Raw genomic sequence first — 19,275 nt, 5'->3', positions numbered from 1 at the left:
GGACCCATGACCCGGGTTCTGGTGACAAACGACGACGGGGTGGACGCGCCCGGTCTCGCAGCGCTGGCGTCGGCGGCCTCCGACGCCGGCTTCGATGTGGTGGTGGCGGCCCCGCGCGAGGAACAGAGCGGGATGAGCGCCTCGTTCACCGCGGTCACGGTGGACGGCCGCGTCGACGTCCAACGGCGAAAATCCGACAAATTTCCCGTGTACGCGGTCGCGGGGTCCCCGGCGTACATCGTTGTCCTGGGGGGTCTCGGGGTTTTCGGCCCGCCGCCCGCGCTGGTGCTCTCCGGCATCAACCGGGGCGCGAACGCCGGCAACGCGGTGCTGCACTCGGGCACCGTCGGGGCCGCGCTGACCGCCGCGTACCAGGGGCTACGGGCGCTCGCGGTGTCGCTGGACGTGCTCGCGGCCGACGGCAGTCTTACCGTGCCGGACGATTCGGTGCTGCACTGGGACGCCGCCGCGGAGCAGGCGGTCGCGCTGCTGGACTGGCTGGCCGCGGCGCCGCCCGCGACGGTGCTGAATCTGAACGTGCCGGACCGTCTGCCGGTGCGCGGGTTGCGGCAGGCGACGCTGGCCGAGTTCGGCCAGGCCCAGATGGCGGTGGCCGAGCAGGGTGAGGGCTTTGTCCGGATGACCGCCGAGCGGGTGGGCGAGCCGTTGATCCCTGGTACGGACCTGGCGCTGCTGGCCGAGGGCTATGCGACGGTGACGGCGCTGCGCCCGCCGGCCGAGGCGCCGTCCGTGCGGATTCCGGAGCAGCGCTCGCCGGCCTAGAGACGTTTCGGGCTCGCGCTTGGGGCCGGGGTCCGGCCGCGTCGTTGCCGTCGGCGAGGCAGGGCACGGTCGAGACTCGGATGCCGCGCGGGTCGAGCCCCCGCAGTCCGCAGCTTCGACGAGCAACACGCGATCCGCATCCGCGATCCGCAACACGCGATCTGCGATCCGCATCCTCGACCGCTGGCTCGGCGTTGGCGGTCGTTGGCTCCGCACGCTCGGCCGTTGACTCGGCATTGGCGACCCGCGGCCGGCGACCCGCCGACATCGGCTGCCGGGATGAGAAACGAGCCGTACACGTCTGCAGGTCGACGTGTGCCTCGTCCATCGGTCCCACTATGTGGCGATCCCGTCCACATTCTGGGTTTCTGGAGACCTTGGAGAGTTGCACCCACCGCCCATATGCGAGCCGTAATCTCCAAGGTCCACGAAACAGCGGGAAAAGCGTCGGAGCAAAAGCCGCAAAAGTGTAGGAAAGACGCTCCATTGTGGGCCCTCGTCTCACATTGCGGACCCCGTGACCACAATGTGGCCGCGAGTGCCGTACAGCGTAAGTGTTCAGCTGTTTCTCGCGCCGCTCACCCTGCGATGAGTCAGCCTTGCGCGGCGGACCTGCGCGGACCGTCGCTGTGGGGAGCCGGGACCTTCCGGTGCTGGCGGGTGCCCACGCCTGGGTGGGGGTGGCTGTGGTGTGGGGAACCGCGGCCTTCCCGGCGTCGCGAGTGCCCACGCCTGGGTGGGGGTGGCTGCGGTGTGGGGAACCGCGGCCTTCCCGGCGTCGCGAGTGCCCACGCCTGGGTGGGGGTGGCTGCGGTGTGGGGAACCGCGGCCTCCCCGGCGTCGCGACTCCCCACACCCGGGCAGGGCGGCCACTGTGGGGAGCTGGGACCTGTCCGGGTCTGGCGGCGTCGCCTCGCACGGGGACCTCCCGGCCGACCGAACCAGCTGAACAGTCATGGCGCCGGCGGCAAGTCGATCTGCGCCGTTGCCTCTGATTCATCAGGTCTCTGGGGCGCGGTCCGGCCGGCCGGCTAGCTCGCGGGCCCAGGCGACGGCGACCTGCGGGTCGGTGTGGGTCTTGCCGTAGAGGGCGTCGATCAGCAGCCAGATCCGGTCGGACAGCGGTGGGTCGGCCAGGGCGTCCACCTGGGCCCGGTTGTCGCGGATGAAGGTGCGGGCCACGCGAGCCGGGGCGTCGTCGTCGAGGGGGAACTCGGTCAAGTAGTTGCGGAAGGCGCAACCCCGGTAGTCGGCGTCGCTGACTCGGGCGGCCACCTCGGCGACCAGCGCCACCAGGCGGTCCTTCGGGTTGTCCGGGGCGGCCGCCAGCGCGGACGCGACTTCGCGCTCGCGGCGCTCGCGGGTGGCGGTCAGGTAGGCGGCGGCCAGGTCGGCCTTGCTGGGGAAGTGGCGGTACAGCATGTTCTTGCCGCAGCCCGCGGCCTCGATGATCTGCGCCATCCCGACGGCTCGGACGCCGTCGAGGTAGAAGAGGCGGCTCGCGGTGCGCAGGATGCGGTCGCGGCCGGAGATGTCGGGCGGGCGTGCCATGGGTGAGAAGTTTAACGGACCGAGCGGTCCGCCAGCCATTGACCGCGATGCCGTGCGGCAGGCAGTATCGGACCGAGCGGTCCGAAAGCGTCGGTACGCGGGTGTCACGTCAGATGCGACCACGGCATGCCCCGGTGTCGATCCCGGTCGCTCACGCGGCCCAGCCACACGGCCAGGACCAGGAACGGCAGCGGGCACAGTTCGGTCGCTCACGCGGCCCAGCCACACGGCCAGGACCAGGAACGGCAGCGCGCACAGTTCGGTCGCTCACGCGGCACAGTTCGGTCGCTCACGCGGCACAGTTCGGTCGCTCACGCGGCATATTTTCGGCGCGGCGAGAAGCGGACAAAACCCCCAGAAGGAGACATCACCATGCGGGACGCGGTCATCGTCGACGCCGTGCGTACGCCGGTCGCCAAGGGCAAGCCCAACGGCGCCTACCACGGGATCCACCCCGTCGACCTGCACGCACACGTGCTGCGTGCGCTGGCCGAGCGCACCGGGCTGGACCCGGCCGAGGTCGACGACGTCATCGGCGGGACCGTCACCGCGATCGGTGAGCAGAGCACCAACGCCACCCGGCTCGCCGTGCTGACCGCCGGCTTTCCCGAGGCGGTGCCCGGCACCACCGTGGACCGGCAGTGCGGTAGCAGCCAGCAGGCGATCAGCTTTGCCGCGCAGGGTGTCGTGGCCGGGGCGTACGAGATCGTGATCGCCTCCGGTGCCGAGTCGATGTCGCGCGTGCCGATCGGCAGTGCCCGGCAGGAGGCGTTCGTCGGCGGACCGGGGCTGGAGAACAGGTATCCGGGCGGGCTGATCCCGCAGGGTGTGGCGGCCGAGCTGATCGCCCGTAAGTGGGGGTTCAGCCGTGCCGAACTCGACGAATTCGCGGCGCACAGCCATGCGAAGGCGGCCGGGGCGTGGCGGCAGGGCTTCTTCGACGGGCAGATCACCCGGGTCACCGACCTGCGGACGGACGAGTCGATCCGGCCGGGGACCAGCGTCCAGGCCCTGTCCGGGTTACGTACCGCCTTCGAGGATCAGCGGTGGGACCTGCGCTTCGGTCTGATCGACTGGAAGATCACGGCGGGTAACTCCAGTCCGGTCAACGACGGCGCCGCGGCGGTGCTGATCACGACGAGCGAGACCGCCGCGCGGCACGGCTGGCGGCCGAGGGCTCGCATCCACACCGCCACCGCGGTCGGCGACGATCCGATCATGATGCTCACCGGCATCATTCCGGCGACCGCGAAAGTCCTGGCCCGGGCCGGTCTGTCCGTCGGCGACATCGACGCGTTCGAGGTGAACGAAGCCTTCGCCCCGGTCGTGCTGGCCTGGCAGGCGGAGACCGGCGCCGACCCGGCGAAGGTCAACGTGGACGGCGGCGCGCTCGCGATCGGGCACCCGCTGGGAGCGAGCGGGGCGCGGCTGGCCACGACGTTACTGTCCGTGCTCGAACGTACCGGCGGACGTTACGGTCTTCAGGTGATGTGTGAGGCAGGCGGCACCGCGAACGCCACCGTCATCGAAAGGCTCTGATACTGCAGCGAACCTCACATTACGAATGCCTCCAGGGCGGTTAGCTTGGCTAACGAGCGTCGGCGGGAGTCGACGATGATCTTGGGGGCTTTATGGAGTTTCGTTCGATGGGGGCCGACGGGCCGCGCGTGTCCGCGCTCGGCCTCGGACTGATGGGCATGGCCGACCTGTACGGGACGGCCGACGAGGCCGAGTCGGTTCTCACCGTGCAAGCCGCGGTCGACGCCGGGGTGACCCTGCTGGACACCGCCGACTTCTACAGCGCCGGCGGCAACGAGATGCTGGTCCGCGACGCGCTCCGCGGCCGGCACCGGGAGAACGTCGTCCTCGACGTGAAGTTCGGCAACGTGCGCGACGTGGACGGCGCGTGGATCGGCCACGACGCCCGGCCGGCCTCGGTCAAGAACTTCCTGGCCTACAGCCTGCGGCGGCTCGGCACCGACTACATCGACGTGTACCGGCCGTCCCGGCTCGATCCGCAGGTGCCGATCGAGGACACCGTGGGCGCGATGGCCGAGATGGTGAAGGCCGGCCACGTGCGGCACATCGGCCTGTCCGAAGTGGGGCCGGCCGTGCTGCGCCGGGCCCACGCGGTGCACCCGATCACCAACCTGCAGGTGGAGTATTCGCTGTTCACCCGCGACATCGAGGCGGAACTGCTGCCGCTGGCGCGCGAGCTGGGCATCGGTGTCACGGCGTACGCGGTGCTGGGCCGGGGTTTGCTGTCCGGGCAGTGGCAGGCGGACCGCCCGCTGGAGGCGGACGATATGCGCGCGCGCATCCCGCGGTTCCAGGGCGAGAACGTGCGCCACAACCTGGAGCTGGTCGAGGCGCTGCGGGTCGTCGCGGAAAAGCTGGGCGTCACGGTGGCGCAGGCCGCCATCGCCTGGGTCCTCAGCCGCGGCGACGACATCGTGCCGGTGGTCGGCGCCCGCCGCCGCGAGCTGCTCACCGAGGCGCTGGGCACGCTCCGCACCGAGCTGAGCGCCGAGGACCTGGCCGCCATCGAAGGCGCGGTGCCGGCCGGCTCGGTGCGCGGCGAGCGTTACCCGGCCGGGCGCGTCCCCGACATCAGCTGACACCCACCGCGTCGAGGGTCAGGATCCGGTCGACCCGGTCCAGGCCCTCGCTGCGGTGCGTCAGCATCAGCACCGTACGCCCGTCCGCGGCGTCGAGCAGGTCGGCCATCAGCGCCTCGGCCACGTCGGCGTCGAGTCCCTCGGTCGGCTCGTCCAGGATCAGCAGTCCCGGATCGGCGAGCAGGGCCCGGGCCACCGCGAAGCGGCGCGCCTGACCGCCGGACATGGTGGTGCCGCCACTGCCCAGCCACGTGTCCAGGCCGTGCGGGAGGGCGGTGAGCCAGGAGCCGAGGCGTACGCGGGAAAGGGTTTTGATCAGTTCCTCGTCGGTCGCGGTGGGGTGGGCGAGGCGCAGGTTCTCCCGGACGGTCGACGCGAAGATGTGGCCGGTGTCGTCGCCGACCAGGACGACGCGGCCGCGGATGGTGGCTTCCGGCAGCAGCGTGATGTCGGCGCCGTCGATCTCGACAGTGCCCTTGAGCGGGTCGAGGAGGCGGGCGGCGACGGCGGCCAGGGTGGACTTGCCCGAGCCGGAGCGGCCGGTGACGGCGACCTTGGAGCCTTTCGGAAGGTCGAGGTCGAAGCCGGTGAGCACCGGTCGGGCCCAGCCGGCGTCGAGGTCCTTGATGCGCAGGTCCACGCCGTTCGTCGGTGCGAGCCCGTACGTCGGGAACGTCGATGTGGGGCTGTCGACCGGGAACGTCGCGGACGGCGGGTCGGCGGTCAACGCGTCGATGCGGTTGTCGGCCCCGGCGGCGCGCTGCCTCGCCACGGCCGCGTCCGGCAGCGCCAGGATCGGCTCACCCAGCGCGACCACCGCCAGCAGCAGCACGGCCGCCCACTCCGGAGCCGGTCCGTGCAGCGCCAGCGCGGTCCCGGCCACCGCGACACCCCAGCCGAGATGCGCGAGCGCGATGGCCCGTCCGGCAGCCGAGGCGGCTTTCGCTTCGCGAGCCTCCAGGTCTTGGCTTCGCCTTGCCGGTACGCCGTCGGCCCGCCCCGCCAAATCCTCGAGCCCGTCGATAGTTTCCACCACGGCGTCGCGCAACCGGGCGCGGGCGGCACCGGTGGCTTCGTCCGCGCGGGCTGCTTGCCGGGCGGCGAGCGCGGGCGCGACGACCGCCGACAGCAGGAGCCCGACGGCAAGGGCGGGAGCGGCCGTGGGCGAGATCGCAAGGGCGGCGGCGGTGGCGACGATGACGGTGACGACGGTGGCGAGCCGTGGGAGGCGTCCCCGCAGCAGCCCGTCGACCTGGGCGTCCACGTCGTCCACCACGCGGGTCAGCAGGTCGCCGCGCCGGTGCAGCCGGGGGCCGGGGACGCGGGGGACGAGCGCGCTGTAGATCCGCGCCCGGCGGGCCCCGAGCTTGGCAAACGCGACGTCGTGCGAAATGAGGCGTTCGACGTAGCGCAGGAGCGGGCGGGCGACGGCACTGCCCCGCACCACGACGACCGCGATGGAGAGCGTGAGGACGGGCGGCATGGCGGAAGCGCGCACGAGGAGCCAGGCCGCCGCGCCGGTGAGGACGAGGCCCGCGAGAGACGAGGAGCTGCCGAGGGCGACGGCGGCCCAGGGGTGCGGGCGGTGTCCGGTCAGCCGAGACGTGGCGGCTGGTGTTTCGGTCAGCCGAGACGTGGCGGCTGGTGTTTCGGTCAGCCGAGACGTGGCGGCTGGTGCTTCGGTCAGCCGAGACGTGGCGGCCGGTTTGTCGAGCTCGGGTCCGCCGTTGAGCGGCCGGGTCTCATCCGGGCCGGGCGCCATAGTGATCCCTGCTTCCGGACCACCTCCCGGCGGGACAACCTGGACAATTCGGTCGGCGGCCTGGAGGAGGGCCGGCCGGTGAGCAACGACGAGGATCGCGCTGCCCGCCGTCGCGGCGGCCCGCAGGCGCTCGATGACGAGTTCCTCGGTGGCCGCGTCGAGGTGAGCGGTCGGTTCGTCGAGCAGGAGGGTCGTGGGCGCGTGCCCGGCCCGGTGCAGCAGAGCGGCGAGCGCCAGCCGGTGCCGCTGCCCGGCGGACACACCCGCGCCGTGCTCGCCGAGGGCGGTGCCGGCCGTGACGTCCGCCCCGGCGCGATCGGCTGTGGTTTCGGCCCTGGCGCGGCTGGCTGCGGTTCCGGCGCCGGAGAGCCCGACCGCCGTCAGCGCAGCGTCGATCTCGCTGTCGGGCGTCCCGGGTTCGAAGAGGTCGGCGACCTTCCGCGCGTGCGGCAGCGTGGGCTGCTGCGGCAGATAGAGAGGCGCCTCCACCGCGAAGGTGCCCTCGTCGGCGGGCTGGATCCCGGCGAGCACGCGAAGCGCCGTCGTCTTGCCCGCCCCCGACGGCCCACGCAGCGCCACGATCTCGCCACCACGCACCACGAGCTCGGAAAGCCGCAGCGCGTCGACGCCGGCGCCGGCGTAACGCACCCGAATCCCGGACGCCACGATCCCCGGCTGCGCCGGCCCGGCCAAGGTTCCACGCTGCAGGGCGGTGGCTTGGTCTCCGCGTTCGCCGCGAGCTGGCTGCCCAGGGGTTCCGCCCGACATTTCCGAAATGTCGGGCGGGTTGATCGGGGGTTGAGCCGGGCGCGAGGTGGGCTGTGGCCGGGCGGGCGGCTGTGACCAGGTGGGCGAGGCGGCGGGCGGCGCGGGCGGCTGGGGGGACGGCGCCGTAAGCGTGGCGACGCTTGCGGTGAGGATTTCGTCTACGTCGGCTATTACCGCGTTGGCGTTTGCCGAGGCGTGGTAGCGCGCCGCCATCTCGCGCAACGGCCGATACGCCTCCGGCGCCAGCAGGATCACCAGCAGCGCCGGGGCCAGCGCCAGGTGCCCGGCCGCCACCCTCAGACCCACCTCGACCGCGATCAAGCCGACCGAGAGCGTCCCCACCAGGTCCAGCGCCGTCGACGACAGGAAGGCCACGCGCAGGACGCGCAGGGTTGCCGAGCGGTGCTGGTCGGTCAGGTCGGCTATCACCTCGGTCTGGCGCGACGCGCGGCCGAACACGCGCAGCGTCGGGAGGCCGCGGACCACGTCGAGGAAGTGGCCCGCCAGCCGGGCGTCGGCCTGCCAGCGCTGGCGCGCCCGCGCCTGGGTGGCCCAGCCGATCAGCGCGCCCATCACCGGGATCAGCGGCAGCGTGATCAGGGCGATCAAACCGGAGCCGGGGTCGACCAGCGCGATCGCCACGATCACCAAGGGTGGCAGCGCGACCCCGAGGATGAGCGACGGCAGGAAGCTGCCGAACCACGGGCGCAGCGCGTCCAGCCCGGACGTCAGGGTCGCGGCGAGGCGTCCGGTGCCGTACGCGGAAGCCCATGCCGGGCCGCGCCGCAGCACCGCCCGGAGCATCTTGCCGCGCAGCTCCCCGGTGACCTTGGCAGCCGTGCGCTGGGCGACGACCTCGGAGGCCCAGGACAGCAAAGCCCGCACGACGAACGCACCACCGACCAGCGCGACCGCCCACCCGTGCCGCCCCACCACGATCGCGGTCAGCGCGACCGCCACGGCCAGCGTCGCCAGCGCCTGCCCGCCACCGAGGACCGCCAGCAACGCGATGCCGGGCCGGCTGCTGCGCGCGTGCCGGAGCAACCGGGGGTCGAGCGGACCCTTCACGACGACACCCGCTCACTGGCGACCCGGCGGCGGAAGACCCAGTAGGAGAAGACCTGGTACGCCACGACGCCGGGCAGCACGACCACCCCGACGGCGGTGATCAGGCCCAGCGACGAGGAGGACGCCGCCGCGCCGGACATCGTCAGGGACCAGGCCGGGTTCAGGGTGCTGGGCAGCACCACCGAGCCGTGGGCGGTGAAGACCGCGACCACCGAGCCGGCGACGCCGAGCCCGGTCAGCGCGAACGCCAGCCCCTCACGGCCGACCCGGGCGAGGGTGGCGACCACGAAGGCGACCAGGGCCGCGATCAGCGCGTACTTCGACAGCACGGCGACGCCGACGACCAGCAGGGCGATCGCGCCGACCGTTCCGGACCAGCGGGCCAGCGACCGCGCCCGGCGCCGGACCGGGCCGCTCGTGCGCAGCGACAGGAAAGTGGACCCGAGCAGCACCGCGGCGAGCAACGCCCCCAGCGCGCCGAGCAGCGAGGATGTCGTCCAGAGTGGGGAGAGGCTGCGGGAGAGCCCGTGTCCCATCACCGAGCCGGTCGAGTCCAGCGCCAGCCCGCGGACGAACACCGCGAGCAGTGCGCCCCACAACGCCACGATCCCGGCCGAGCTCACCGCGGTCGCCACCTCGGCGCCCCGCCGCCACCGCCGGCTGTCGCGCTTGCCGCGGAATTCGAGTGCTACGCCGCGTACGGCAAGCAGGAGAAGGAGGGCCGCGACCGGGAGGTAAAGGCCGGAGAGCAAGGCGGCGTACCAGGCGGGGAAGGCCGCGAAGGTGGCGCCGATCGCGGCGACCAGCCACACCTCGTTGCCGTCCCAGAACGGGCCGATCGTGGTGAGGGCGGCGCCGCGCTCGTGGTCGTCGCGGCCGAGCAGCGGGCCGAGGATGCCGACGCCGAAGTCGAAGCCCTCGAGGACGAAGAACAGCACCCAGGCGAGCACGACGATCGAGAACCAGAAGTTGATCATGAGCAACCCCTCAGTAGACCGGTACGGGTTCCGGCGCGGCGACCGGCGCTGCGGTGGGAGTCAGCGGCTGGTTCGACGTGTGGCGCACCAGCTTGAGCCAGAGGACGGCGAGCACCCCGTACACCACGGCGAACCCGATCAGCGACGCGATCACCTCGGCGCTGGTCAGCCCGGGGGAGATGCCGTCCGCGGTCTTGACCAGGCCGAACGCGAGCCACGGCTGGCGCGCGGTCTCGGTGAAGACCCAGCCGAACGTGTTCGCGGCGGCGGGCAGCAGCGGGATCAGCGGCAGCCACCGGGTCAGCCAGCGCGGGGCGGTGCGGCCCTTGCGCGTACGCCAGAGATAGAGGACGGCGACCAGGGCCGCCAGCGTGCCGATGCCGATCATCAGGCGGAAGGTCCAGAAGGCGACCGGGACCATCGGGATGTACGAGCCGGGACCGTACGTCGCCGCGTACTGCTGCTGGAGATTGTCGATGCCCTGGACCGTGGCGGTGGGCGAGCCGGTGGCCAGGAAGGACAGCAGCCACGGGATCTTGATCGCGAACGACGGTAGCGGCGGGCCACTGGCGACGATCGAGAACGGCGCGCTCGCGGTGGTGTGGTAGAGCGCCTCGGCCGCGGCGATCTTCATCGGGTTGACCTCGGTGATGGTCTTGCCGAGCGTGTCGCCGGTGATCGCGACGGCCGCGCCGCCCACCGCGGTGATCCAGGCGCCGAGGCGGGCGAGCACGCGGAACCCGTCGTCGGCCCGCAGCCGCCACACGCCGATGCCCATCAGCAGCGCCCCGCCGACCATCGCGGCCCCGGCGAGCGTGTGCGGGAACGCGGCCATGTTCACCTTGTTCAGCAGCAGATCGGTGAACGACGTGAGCCGGGCGCGGCCGGTCGACGGATCCATGGCGTACGCGACCGGGTTTTGCATGAAGGAGTTGCCGGCCAGGATCACGAACGCCGAGATCGTGGTGCCGATCGCGACGATCACGATGGTCGCGGTGTGGACCAGGCGCGGAAGGCGGTCCCACCCGAAATACCACAATGCCAGAAATGTCGCTTCCAGGAAGAACGCGAGCATGCCTTCGACCGCGAGCGTGGGGCCGAACACGTCGCCGTAGAACTTGGCGAAAGCGCTCCACCCCATCCCGAACTGGAACTCCTGCACCAGCCCGGTGACCACGCCGACCGCGAACGTGATGATCAGTAACTTGCCGACGAACTTGGTCAGGTGGAGGTATTGGTCCTTCTTCGTGCGCAGCCAGGCGATCTGCAGGCCGGCGGCGGTGGCCGCGAGGCTGATCGACAGCGGCACGAAGAAGTAGTGATAGATGGTCACCACCGCGAACTGCAGGCGGGTCAGGTCGAGCACATCCATGCCATCGCCCCTCGTCTACGACACTTCGTAGTAGATACTACGACGCGTAGTACGACGCCGTGCAGTAGACTGTGTCGCATGGCACTGGGCGACCTGGAACGCGAGGTCATGACGCAGTTATGGGAGTCGGCGGAACCGCTGACCGTGCGCCAGGTGCACGAGCGGCTCAACCGTGACCGCGACCTGGCGTACACGACGGTGATGACCGTCCTCGACCGCCTGGCGAAGAAGGGCGTCGTGACGCGTTCCAAGGAGGAGCGTGCTTACCGGTACGCCCCGGCGCAGTCCCGCGAGGAGATGACCGCCGCCCTGATGCTCGACGCCCTGAGTGCCAGCCCGGACCAGGACGCCGCCCTGGCGTACTTCGTCGGGCAGTTGTCCCCGGCCGCGCTGGCCGCCGCCATCGAAGCATCGCGCAAGGCGCCGTGACCGCGCTGTACCTCGGCCTGCTGGGGTTGCTGCTCTCGCTGGTGGTGCCGGGTCCGCTCGCGGCGGCGCGCTGGCCCGACCGGGCGCCCGCCGGCGCCATCGTGCTGTGGCAGGCGATCACGCTGGCCGCGGTGCTCTCGGCGCTCGGCGTGGTCTTCGCGGCGCCGCAGGAATTCACCCAGGCCATCGGCTCCGGCAAGCTGGTCATGGCGGCCGCGCTCAGTGGATCCCTGGCGGTGGCCGCGCTGATCGTCGCGCGTCTGCTCATTTCCCTGTACGGCGTGAGCAAGCGCTCCCGGGTTCGCCGCCAACGCCACCGTACGCTCGTGGACCTGCTCGACCGGGTGGAGGCGAGCCGGGCGCTGGGCGGCTCGGATCAGCTTCGCGTGCTGGACGGCGCGTTGCCGCTGGCCTATTGCGTGCCCGGCCGCGAACCGCGGGTGGTACTCAGCGACGGTGCGCTGAAGGTGCTCGACCGGGGGCAGGTCGATGCGGTTGTCGCGCACGAACAGGTCCACTTGCGACACCGGCACGACGTGGTGATGGAGTCGTTCACCGCCTTCTATCAAGCGGTGCCGCGTCCGTTGCGCAGCCGGCGACCGCTCGACGCCGTACGGCTGATGCTGGAAATGGTGTCCGACGACGGGGCACGGCGACGCTGCGGGGCCGGTCCGTTGCGGACGGCCATCGAGCGCCTCACCGACGCCGTGCCGCTGACCGAGGAGGTGGCGGTTTCCGAGGGCGAGGACCGCCGTCGCCGGCTTGATCGGCTCGCCGTGTCGCACACACCGTCCGTCACCTTGACGGTCGTCTCTGTGATCATCGCGGGAGCCATCCTGGTGCTACCGACAGTAGTCCTCGTGGTGCCCTGGCTCGATGAGGCCCTCAACTACTGGCCATTTTAGTGACGCTCCGTGAAAGCGGGTAAGCGGGTAGTTTTCCGTCCGCGTCTGGCTTCAGTTATGACGTTGATCGGGAGTACGGTGTCTTCCGGTCCGGCAGCCCCCCATCGTCCAACCCGGCCGTACCTGGCGGACCACGCCTAATCGCCGTGCCAGCGGCGTACCGGGGATCCGTGTAACTGGGGTGAAGCCGTGCGTAACCACGGCCGGACGCGCTTCCCGTCCGAACCCGTCAGCTAACCCGGTCGGCGGCCTGACGGAAGAAAGGACAACGCACCTACGTGAAAAGGATTGGGGCGCGACGCGCCACAGTTCTGCGCAGCCTCCTCTGCGCAATCGCCGCGGTCGGGATCGTTGTCACCGGACCCACCGTTGCGTACGCGGTTCCCTCGCCATCCAGTGTCGAGGCGCAGATCGACAAGCAGTGGAACGAACTCGAGCCGGTCATCGAGCAGTACAACGACACGCACAACAAGCTGATCAAGAACCAGGCTCAGCAGAAGAAACTGAACGCGCAGATCACGCCGCTGCAGGTACAGGTGGATGTCGCCCTGTCGCAGGTGCGTGGCCTGGCCACCGACGCGTACATGCAGGGCGCGCCGAACGCGTTCAACGCCATGCTGGTGAGCGGTTCGCCCACCGGGCTGACCGACAAGCTGATGTACCTCGATCAGCTGGCCAAGCACCAGCAGCTCCAGATCGCCGGAGTCGCCGCGCTTCGTGACAAGTACGCCGCTACCAAGGCCGACCTTGACACCCTGACCCAGTCCATCGCAGCCCGCGACAAGGATCTGGCGACGAAGAAGACGGCGATCCAGAAAAAGATCGACGCGCTCCAGAAGCTCCGGATCCAGGCGTACGGCGCATCGGGTGTGGACGATGGGCCGTTGAAGACCGGACCGTGCCCGGTCACGTACACCAACGACCCGGGCGGCCGGGCCGCGCAGAAGGCCTGCTCGCTGGTCGGCAAGCCCTATGTCTTCGGTGCCGTGGGACCGAGAAGTTACGACTGCTCGGGTCTGACCGCGGCGGCGTGGGCCCCGGAAGGTGTTCATCTCGAGCACTTCACCGGTGACCAGATCAATGAGGGCAGGAGAGTGAGCCGGGCCGACATCAAACCCGGTGACCTCATCTTCTACGAACCCGGCAACCTCCATCACGTCGCCATCGCCATCGGCGGCGGGATGATGGTGCACGCGCCGCACACGGGCGATCACGTCCGGATGGCCCCGATCGACTCACCGGGCGCCATCTCGGCCATCGTCCGGCCAGGCTGATCGGCTGATCGCGGAAGGCCGCCGGGGTTCATCCCCGGCGGCCTTTTCGTTGTGGTGCCTCAGCAGCTTGCGCAGGGTCGCGGCCAGTTGCTCGCGCTCGTCCGTCGTGAGTGGCTCGAGCAGCTCGTCCTGGATCCGTGTCGCGGTCGTCGCCAGGTCGTCGCGGCGTTGACGGCCCTCGGTGGTGACCGTGATGACGTTGCGCCGGCGGTCCGCCGGATCCGGCGCGCGGGCCACGTAGCCGTCCGCCTCGAGCTCGTTGAGGGCGGCGACCATGTCGCTCAGGTGGATGCCGGTGCGGCGCCCCAGATCCGCCTGGCTGGCCGGGCCTTGCTCGGCGAGCGAGTCGAGCAGGCGCAAGTGGTAGCCCCGGGCGCCGGCCTCGGCGAAGCCCGCCGAGACCAGGCGGTGCGCGTGCGCGGCGGTCTGGGTCAGCAGCCAGCTCGGAAGTCGATCCACGCGGCCATCCTAACATTTGCGCGACTAACGTTAGTGCGGCTAACGTTAGTCGCATGAACGAATTCACCGTACGTGTGCCGCAGGCGTTGCTTGATGACCTCCGCCGCCGGTTGGGGTCCACCCGATGGCCGTCCGAGCTGCCCGACGCCGGGTGGGACTACGGGATTCCGCTGGCGCGGGTGAAGTCGCTCGCCTCGATGTGGGCGGAGTTCGACTGGCGCGGGGCGGAGGCCGCGCTGAACGCCTACCCGCAGTTCGTGACCCGGATCGACGGGCAGGACGTCCACTTCGTGCATGTGCGGTCGTCGTCCCCGTCCGCGCTGCCGTTGCTCCTCACCCATGGCTGGCCCGGGTCCGTCGTGGAGTTTCAGCAGGTCATCCCGTTACTGTCGGAGCATTTTCATCTGGTCGTCCCGTCGATACCCGGGTTCGGCTTCTCCGGTCCCACGTCGGCGGCCGGGTGGAGCGTCCCGCGGGTCGCCCAGGCTTGGGCGGCGTTGATGGAGTCGCTCGGATACACCCGCTACGGCGCGCAGGGCGGCGACTTCGGGTCCGGGATCTCGCGGCTGCTCGCGTCGGTGGCCCCGGAGGCGGTGCTGGGCGTGCACGTGAACTACCTGCCCAGCATGGGGACGCCCCGCTCGCCGCTCTCGCCCACCGACCAGGAACGCCTCGAACAGACCCGGCGGCTCGCAGCCCATCGGCATCCGCACCAGGTTTTGTTCGCTTCCACCCCACAGACGCTTGCGTACGCCATGAACGACTCACCCGCCGGAATGCTGGCTTTCCTCGCGGAGAAGTTCACGATGTGGGCGGATCCGTCGACGCCGGTCCCCGACGAGGCGATCCTCACCGACGTGATGGTGTATTGGGCGACCCAGACGTTCGGATCGGCGGCCCGGCTGGTCAAGGAGACCGGATTGGGCAGCGGGCCGTTGCCGTGCCCGGCGCCGCTCGGGGTGGCGGTGCTGCCGTGCGACATCACCCAGTCGATCCGGCCGTTCGTCGAGGAGCGCCACGACATCCGCCGGTGGAGCGAGTTTCCGCGGGGTGGGCACTTCGCGGCGCTGGAGGTGCCGGGGCTGCTGGCCGACGATGTGACGGCGTTCTTCGCGGGGTTGAGCTGATTCGGCTGGCTTCGCTGGGGTGGGCCGGCTTCGCCGGGCTGCGCTGAACGGGGCTCGCGTGGCGCGGGCATAATTTCCTTCCATGAGCGACTCGCCGCTGATCGACAGCTTGACCGCCGCGGTTGAGGCCCGGCCCGATGATCTGCCGCTGCGGCTGCACCTGGCCGAGCTGCTGGTCGGAGCCGGGCGCGGGGGTGAGGCGGTCGGGCATGCGGCGCAGGTGCTGGCGCGCGAGCCGTCGAACGAGGCGGCGCGGCAGTTGATGACGGCTGCGCTTAGCCCTGGTGACTCTGCTGCGGGTGCGGCCGGCTCGACTGCGCCTGGCTCGTCTGCGCCTGGCTCGTCTGCGCCTGGCTCGTCTGCGCCTGGCTCGCCTGCCGGGCCGGGCTCGCCTGCCGGGCCGGGCTCGCCTGCCGGGCCGCCGTCGCCTGGGGCGTCCACCCCCGACGGCCCCTCGTTCGACTGGGCTGCCCTCGAGGAGGATCTCGGGGACATCGTGCCGCCGCGGTTTGCGAAGGCGGGTGACGAACCTGACCGCGTACGGGGAAATGACGATCGTGCCTTTGATGTCGAGACGTCCACGGTGACGCTGGCCGACGTCGGTGGCATGGACGAGGTCAAAAAACGGCTCGAGATCTCCTTTCTGGGGCCGCTGCGCAACCCCCAATTGCGTACGCTGTTCGGCAAGAGCCTGCGGGGTGGCCTGCTCCTGTACGGACCGCCCGGATGCGGCAAGACGTTCCTGGCGCGCGCCGTCGCGGGGGAGATGGGCGCGTCGTTCATCTCGCTGTCCATCACCGACGTGCTCAACATGTGGGTGGGCAGCTCCGAGCGCAACCTGCACGACCTGTTCGAGTCGGCCCGCGGCCACGCGCCGTGCGTGCTGTTCCTCGACGAGATCGACGCGCTCGGTCACAAGCGCAGCCAGCTCAACTCGTCCTCCATGCGTACGGTCGTGAACCAGCTGCTCACCGAGCTCGACGGGGTCGACGGCAACAACGACGGCGTCTTCGTGCTGGCCGCCACCAACGCGCCGTGGGATATCGACGCGGCGCTGCGGCGTCCGGGCCGGCTCGACCGCACCGTGCTGGTCCTGCCGCCGGACAAGCCCGCCCGGGCCGCGATCCTCGAATACCACCTGCGGGACCGCCCGGTCGCCGGCATCGACCTCGGTAAGATCGCCGACGCCACCGACAATTACTCGGGTGCCGATCTCGCGCACGTCTGCGAGACTGCCGCGGAGTTCGCGATGCGTGACTCGATCGCCACCGGTGAGGTGCGCATGATCTCACAGCAGGACATGCTTTCCGCCGTACGCGACGTACGCCCCTCCACGGACGGCTGGTTCGCGACGGCCCGCAACGTCGCGATGTTCGCCAACGAGAGCGGCGAGTACGACGACCTCGCCGCGTACCTGAAGAAGCGCAAGATGCGATGAACCCGGCCGAGCGGCTGCTCGAGGTCGGCCGCTACGAGGAGGCGGAACGCAGCGTCCGGGAGTCGCTGGCCGCCTATCCTTCGGACGCGGCTCTGCTGGCCTTGCTGGCGTCGATTTTGCGCGCCCGGCACGACTATCCGGCGGCGTTGGCGGCGGCATCGGCTGCGGTGGCGGCGAACCCGCGACGATCCGCCGGTCACGTCGAGCGGGCCGAGAGCCTGATCCTGCTGATCCGCTCGCGCGAGGCGGTGGACGCGGCGACGACGGCGGTGACGTTGGACCCGTCGTGGCCGGGCGGCCATCTCGTCCTGGCCCGGGCCCTCGTCGCGGCCCGTTCGTTGCCGGCCGCCCGGGACGCCGCCCGGCAGGGTTTGTCGCTGGCGCCGCGCTCGGTCGCGGTCTTGCTCACGGTCGCCGACGTGGAACGCGCGGCCGGCCATCGCGAGGCCGCCCTGGAAGCTGTCCAGGCCGCGTTGGCGCTGGACCCCGGCAACGCGTACGGCCGCTGGTTGCTCGCCATGCTCGACGCCGAGCGTCTGCGGGTCCGCAAGTCGATGCGGGCGTTGCGGGAGGTGGCCCGCGACCGTCCCGCGGCCCCGGACATCATCGCGATGACCTGGCCGATCCGCGGCGTGCTGAGCGGCCTGCGACGCGGCTTGGCCGTCGGGGCGGTGGCCGTGTGTTTCCTGCTGGCGGTGGGCCATTGGTGGTGGCCGCAGGTGGATACGTTCGCGCGGTACGTGTCGGCAGTGCTCGCCGCCGTGATGATCGGCTTCGCCGCGCGGGTGCTGGTCCCCGCTGGGAGGCTTCCGTGGCGATGCCTGCGCCTGCTGCCGCGGTTGATGCGCAGCGCGTCGGTGGCGTCGCTCGTGTTGGTGATCGTGGCGGTGGGGGCGCTGATCGCGTTTGCGTCATCGGGGTGGTGGGTGCTGGCCGTGGTGGCGCTGGGCGCGGTGCCGGTGCTGTGGGCGTTGGGGCTGGTCGAGATGGTGGGCGCGGGCTTGGACGATCCCGGGATGAGGCCCGCTTTGCTCGGCTTGGCGGGCGAGCTCCGCGAGTGGTGGCGCACCACGAAGCGGGAGTTACGCGAGGCCTGGACGGCCGACGGGCGCCGGGGCGAATAGGGGGACGCCGGTCCGTGGGCGCCAGCACGGTGGTGGCGGGCGCTGCCGCGGACGCCGATGCAGTTCGCGGCGGGGGAGACCCGAAGCCCGACCCAGACTGGGGCGGCGCGGATTGGTGCCCGCGCGGACTGGGGCGCGTGCGGATTGGTGCCCGTGCGGATTGGTGCGTGTGCGGATTGGTGCGTGTGCGGATTGGTGCGTGTGCGGATTGGTGCCCGCGCGGACTGGAGCGCGTGCGGATTGGAGCCTGCGCCGATCGGGTCGGGCGGTCGGTGTCTGTTGCCCGGTCCGCATCTGTGGTGCGGTCGGCGCAGCGGCAAGAAACCGCCATGCCCTCGACTCCCGCCGCACATATCCGACATTTCAGTTTATCAGGGTGGATCGGCTTGGTCGCTGAGCCGCTGGAGTCGGCGAGTGACCCGCGCCGGTTCCATTTCGTGGGACTCGCGGCCGCATACTGAGACCGGCGACCACGTCCTGGACCCGGCGTCCGCGATGTGGGATTCCCGTCCATTGTGGAGTAATTTTTGCCCGGTAATGCGGCTTTCGCACCGCTGGTTTTCCCGGCCAGATGTGAACCTTGGAGAGTTATGGCTCGTATGTGGGCGCAACTCTCCAAGGTTCGCAAAAAGTCCACGATGTGGCCACGTTGTCCCACAAGGCGGGAATGCCCCCCGATGCCCGCTGGTAGGCGCAGTGCCTGCCGGTGCCTGCCGGTGCCTGCTGGTGCCTGCTGGTGCCTGCCGGTGCCCGCCGGTGCCCGCCGGCGCCGGCAATCGCCGGCGGGCACACTTAGGCCTGCGCGATTCCGAGCCGCCTTGCCGGGCCACAGACCGGAGGCCTCGACGGCGGCGATGACGCGGGTTCAGCAGTTGCGCAGTTCCGGCGACTGGTTCAGCAGCTGCCCGCGCGGCGAGACGAAACGCTGGTACCGCTCGCCGCCGACCGCGCCGAAGTCGAACGCCGCCACCCGGTGGCAGTTCTGGAATGCGAGCTTGGCCCCGAAGTGCCGCTCCAGCCCGCCCCGGATCGCGTCGCTGGCGAGCGCGCGCAGGAGTTGCCCGCGTTCCACCTCGGACGGCGGTGGCACCTCGTGATCAGCGAAGTCGCCGGCGGACGCGTGCAGCGAGGTCATCACGGTGCTGACGACGTCCCAGGCGTACGGGAGAGATTCCCGCACGCAGGCGACGAACTCTTCATCGGTGACATCGCCCCGCTCGGCGATGGCCAGCAGGTCAGACGAGACGTTCAGAGACATGCGTTTCCTTCCAACAGGAGCGACCGGCTGTCGGCGACACCCGGCTGTAAGCGACAACTGGGCTGTCGGCGACACCCAGCCGTCAGCGACAACTCGGCGTCGGCGACAGCTGGGCTGTCCGCAACGCCCGGCTGCCGGTGACAACTCGGCCGTCCGCGACAACCTGGCCGTCCGTGACAACCTGGCCGTCCGCGACAACCTGGCCGTTACCGACAACCGGGCTGTTACCGACAACCGGGCTGTTACCGACAACCCGGCCGCCGCCGACAACCTGGCCGCCGCCGACAACCCGGTCGTTACCGACAAACTGATTCGTTTCGACGCGGTTCATCCTGTTGGAAATGATTTTCGTTAGCAAGTGA

Annotated in this window: 16 protein-coding genes and 1 riboswitch; of the genes, 10 read left to right on the top strand and 6 right to left on the bottom strand. The window is 70.7% G+C overall.

Annotated elements, in window-relative coordinates:
- Positions 1-6: 6 nt before the first annotated feature.
- Positions 7-783 (top strand): 5'/3'-nucleotidase SurE, encoded by a 777-nt coding sequence (surE, locus tag HH310_RS10340; protein WP_169175235.1) that lies wholly within the window; start codon positions 7-9, stop codon positions 781-783.
- 999 nt (positions 784-1,782) lie between these two features.
- Here the strand turns inward: surE and HH310_RS10335 are convergent.
- A complete protein-coding gene (locus HH310_RS10335) occupies positions 1,783-2,334 on the bottom strand; it encodes a TetR/AcrR family transcriptional regulator (protein ID WP_169175234.1) in 552 nt (183 codons plus the stop codon).
- A 372-nt stretch (positions 2,335-2,706) separates the two neighbouring features.
- On the opposite strand from HH310_RS10335, the gene HH310_RS10330 reads away from it, so the two are divergent.
- Both HH310_RS10330 and HH310_RS10325 read left to right on the top strand, forming a co-directional pair.
- On the top strand, positions 2,707-3,873 hold the full coding sequence (locus tag HH310_RS10330) for an acetyl-CoA C-acyltransferase (RefSeq protein WP_169175233.1): 1,167 nt from the start codon (positions 2,707-2,709) through the stop codon (positions 3,871-3,873).
- Positions 3,874-3,980: 107 nt separating this feature from the next.
- Positions 3,981-4,952: an aldo/keto reductase gene (locus HH310_RS10325; RefSeq protein WP_248293868.1), complete on the top strand. Its 972-nt coding sequence runs from the start codon at positions 3,981-3,983 to the stop codon at positions 4,950-4,952.
- Here the strand turns inward: HH310_RS10325 and cydC are convergent.
- From cydC to HH310_RS10310, 3 genes are read right to left on the bottom strand one after another with little or no spacing between them, the layout of a single operon-like run.
- Positions 4,945-8,550, bottom strand: a complete 3,606-nt coding sequence (gene cydC / locus HH310_RS10320; RefSeq protein WP_169175231.1) for a thiol reductant ABC exporter subunit CydC — start codon at positions 8,548-8,550, stop codon at positions 4,945-4,947. The two genes, HH310_RS10325 and cydC, sit on opposite strands and share 8 nt — an antisense overlap.
- Entirely contained in the window at positions 8,547-9,527 is a 981-nt protein-coding gene (gene cydB, locus HH310_RS10315) for a cytochrome d ubiquinol oxidase subunit II (RefSeq protein ID WP_169175230.1), read from the bottom strand. Before cydB ends, cydC begins: the two co-directional genes overlap by 4 nt.
- Before the next feature lie 10 nt (positions 9,528-9,537).
- Positions 9,538-10,899, bottom strand: a complete 1,362-nt coding sequence (locus tag HH310_RS10310; RefSeq protein ID WP_169175229.1) for a cytochrome ubiquinol oxidase subunit I — start codon at positions 10,897-10,899, stop codon at positions 9,538-9,540.
- A gap of 78 nt (positions 10,900-10,977) precedes the next feature.
- On the opposite strand from HH310_RS10310, the gene HH310_RS10305 reads away from it, so the two are divergent.
- The 3 genes from HH310_RS10305 to HH310_RS10295 all read left to right on the top strand — a co-directional run bounded on the left by HH310_RS10305 (position 10,978) and on the right by HH310_RS10295 (position 13,507).
- Positions 10,978-11,328, top strand: coding sequence for a BlaI/MecI/CopY family transcriptional regulator (locus HH310_RS10305; RefSeq protein WP_169175228.1), 351 nt, complete (start codon positions 10,978-10,980; stop codon positions 11,326-11,328).
- Complete coding sequence (locus HH310_RS10300; protein WP_169175227.1) at positions 11,325-12,233, top strand: M56 family metallopeptidase; 909 nt, start codon at positions 11,325-11,327, stop codon at positions 12,231-12,233. Before HH310_RS10305 ends, HH310_RS10300 begins: the two co-directional genes overlap by 4 nt.
- A gap of 124 nt (positions 12,234-12,357) precedes the next feature.
- Positions 12,358-12,497: riboswitch (cyclic di-AMP (ydaO/yuaA leader) on the top strand.
- Positions 12,498-12,511: 14 nt separating this feature from the next.
- Positions 12,512-13,507 carry an NlpC/P60 family protein gene (locus tag HH310_RS10295; RefSeq protein WP_169175226.1) on the top strand — a complete coding sequence of 332 codons (996 nt, stop codon included), beginning with the start codon at positions 12,512-12,514 and terminating at the stop codon, positions 13,505-13,507.
- On the opposite strand, the gene HH310_RS10290 is transcribed toward HH310_RS10295, so the two are convergent.
- A complete protein-coding gene (locus HH310_RS10290; protein WP_169175225.1) occupies positions 13,469-13,966 on the bottom strand; it encodes a MarR family transcriptional regulator in 498 nt (165 codons plus the stop codon). The two genes, HH310_RS10295 and HH310_RS10290, sit on opposite strands and share 39 nt — an antisense overlap.
- Positions 13,967-14,019: 53 nt before the next feature.
- Between HH310_RS10290 and HH310_RS10285 the strand changes: the two genes are divergently transcribed.
- The 3 genes from HH310_RS10285 to HH310_RS10275 all read left to right on the top strand — a co-directional run bounded on the left by HH310_RS10285 (position 14,020) and on the right by HH310_RS10275 (position 17,655).
- Positions 14,020-15,093: an epoxide hydrolase family protein gene (locus HH310_RS10285; protein ID WP_169175224.1), complete on the top strand. Its 1,074-nt coding sequence runs from the start codon at positions 14,020-14,022 to the stop codon at positions 15,091-15,093.
- 82 nt (positions 15,094-15,175) lie between these two features.
- Positions 15,176-16,531, top strand: a complete 1,356-nt coding sequence (locus HH310_RS10280) for an AAA family ATPase (protein ID WP_169175223.1) — start codon at positions 15,176-15,178, stop codon at positions 16,529-16,531.
- On the top strand, positions 16,528-17,655 hold the full coding sequence (locus HH310_RS10275; RefSeq protein ID WP_169175222.1) for a tetratricopeptide repeat protein: 1,128 nt from the start codon (positions 16,528-16,530) through the stop codon (positions 17,653-17,655). The genes HH310_RS10280 and HH310_RS10275 overlap by 4 nt, the downstream gene beginning before the upstream one ends.
- 865 nt (positions 17,656-18,520) lie before the next feature.
- Here the strand turns inward: HH310_RS10275 and HH310_RS10270 are convergent.
- A complete protein-coding gene (locus tag HH310_RS10270) occupies positions 18,521-18,913 on the bottom strand; it encodes an SCO5389 family protein (protein ID WP_169175221.1) in 393 nt (130 codons plus the stop codon).
- On the opposite strand from HH310_RS10270, the gene HH310_RS10265 reads away from it, so the two are divergent.
- Positions 18,912-19,268, top strand: coding sequence for a hypothetical protein (locus HH310_RS10265; protein ID WP_169175220.1), 357 nt, complete (start codon positions 18,912-18,914; stop codon positions 19,266-19,268). The genes HH310_RS10270 and HH310_RS10265 overlap by 2 nt on opposite strands.
- The last annotated feature ends 7 nt before the right edge of the window (positions 19,269-19,275 follow it).

The sequence above is a fragment of the Actinoplanes sp. TBRC 11911 genome (assembly GCF_012933445.1).
Lineage (GTDB): Bacteria > Actinomycetota > Actinomycetes > Mycobacteriales > Micromonosporaceae > Actinoplanes.
Note: the sequence above shows the minus strand (reverse complement) of the source record. Positions and strands in the feature narration are given on the sequence as shown.

Bases quoted from the DNA above. Each gene is read 5' to 3' on its own strand.
- surE (WP_169175235.1), top strand. From the start codon at position 7: ATGACCCGGGTTCTGGTGACAAACGACGACGGGGTGGACGCGCCCGGT.
- HH310_RS10335 (WP_169175234.1), bottom strand. From the start codon at position 2,334: ATGGCACGCCCGCCCGACATCTCCGGCCGCGACCGCATCCTGCGCACC.
- HH310_RS10330 (WP_169175233.1), top strand. From the start codon at position 2,707: ATGCGGGACGCGGTCATCGTCGACGCCGTGCGTACGCCGGTCGCCAAG.
- HH310_RS10325 (WP_248293868.1), top strand. From the start codon at position 3,981: ATGGGGGCCGACGGGCCGCGCGTGTCCGCGCTCGGCCTCGGACTGATG.
- cydB (WP_169175230.1), bottom strand. From the start codon at position 9,527: ATGATCAACTTCTGGTTCTCGATCGTCGTGCTCGCCTGGGTGCTGTTC.
- HH310_RS10310 (WP_169175229.1), bottom strand. From the start codon at position 10,899: ATGGATGTGCTCGACCTGACCCGCCTGCAGTTCGCGGTGGTGACCATC.
- HH310_RS10305 (WP_169175228.1), top strand. From the start codon at position 10,978: ATGGCACTGGGCGACCTGGAACGCGAGGTCATGACGCAGTTATGGGAG.
- HH310_RS10285 (WP_169175224.1), top strand. From the start codon at position 14,020: ATGAACGAATTCACCGTACGTGTGCCGCAGGCGTTGCTTGATGACCTC.
- HH310_RS10280 (WP_169175223.1), top strand. From the start codon at position 15,176: ATGAGCGACTCGCCGCTGATCGACAGCTTGACCGCCGCGGTTGAGGCC.
- HH310_RS10275 (WP_169175222.1), top strand. From the start codon at position 16,528: ATGAACCCGGCCGAGCGGCTGCTCGAGGTCGGCCGCTACGAGGAGGCG.
- HH310_RS10265 (WP_169175220.1), top strand. From the start codon at position 18,912: ATGCGTTTCCTTCCAACAGGAGCGACCGGCTGTCGGCGACACCCGGCT.
- HH310_RS10270 (WP_169175221.1), bottom strand. From the start codon at position 18,913: ATGTCTCTGAACGTCTCGTCTGACCTGCTGGCCATCGCCGAGCGGGGC.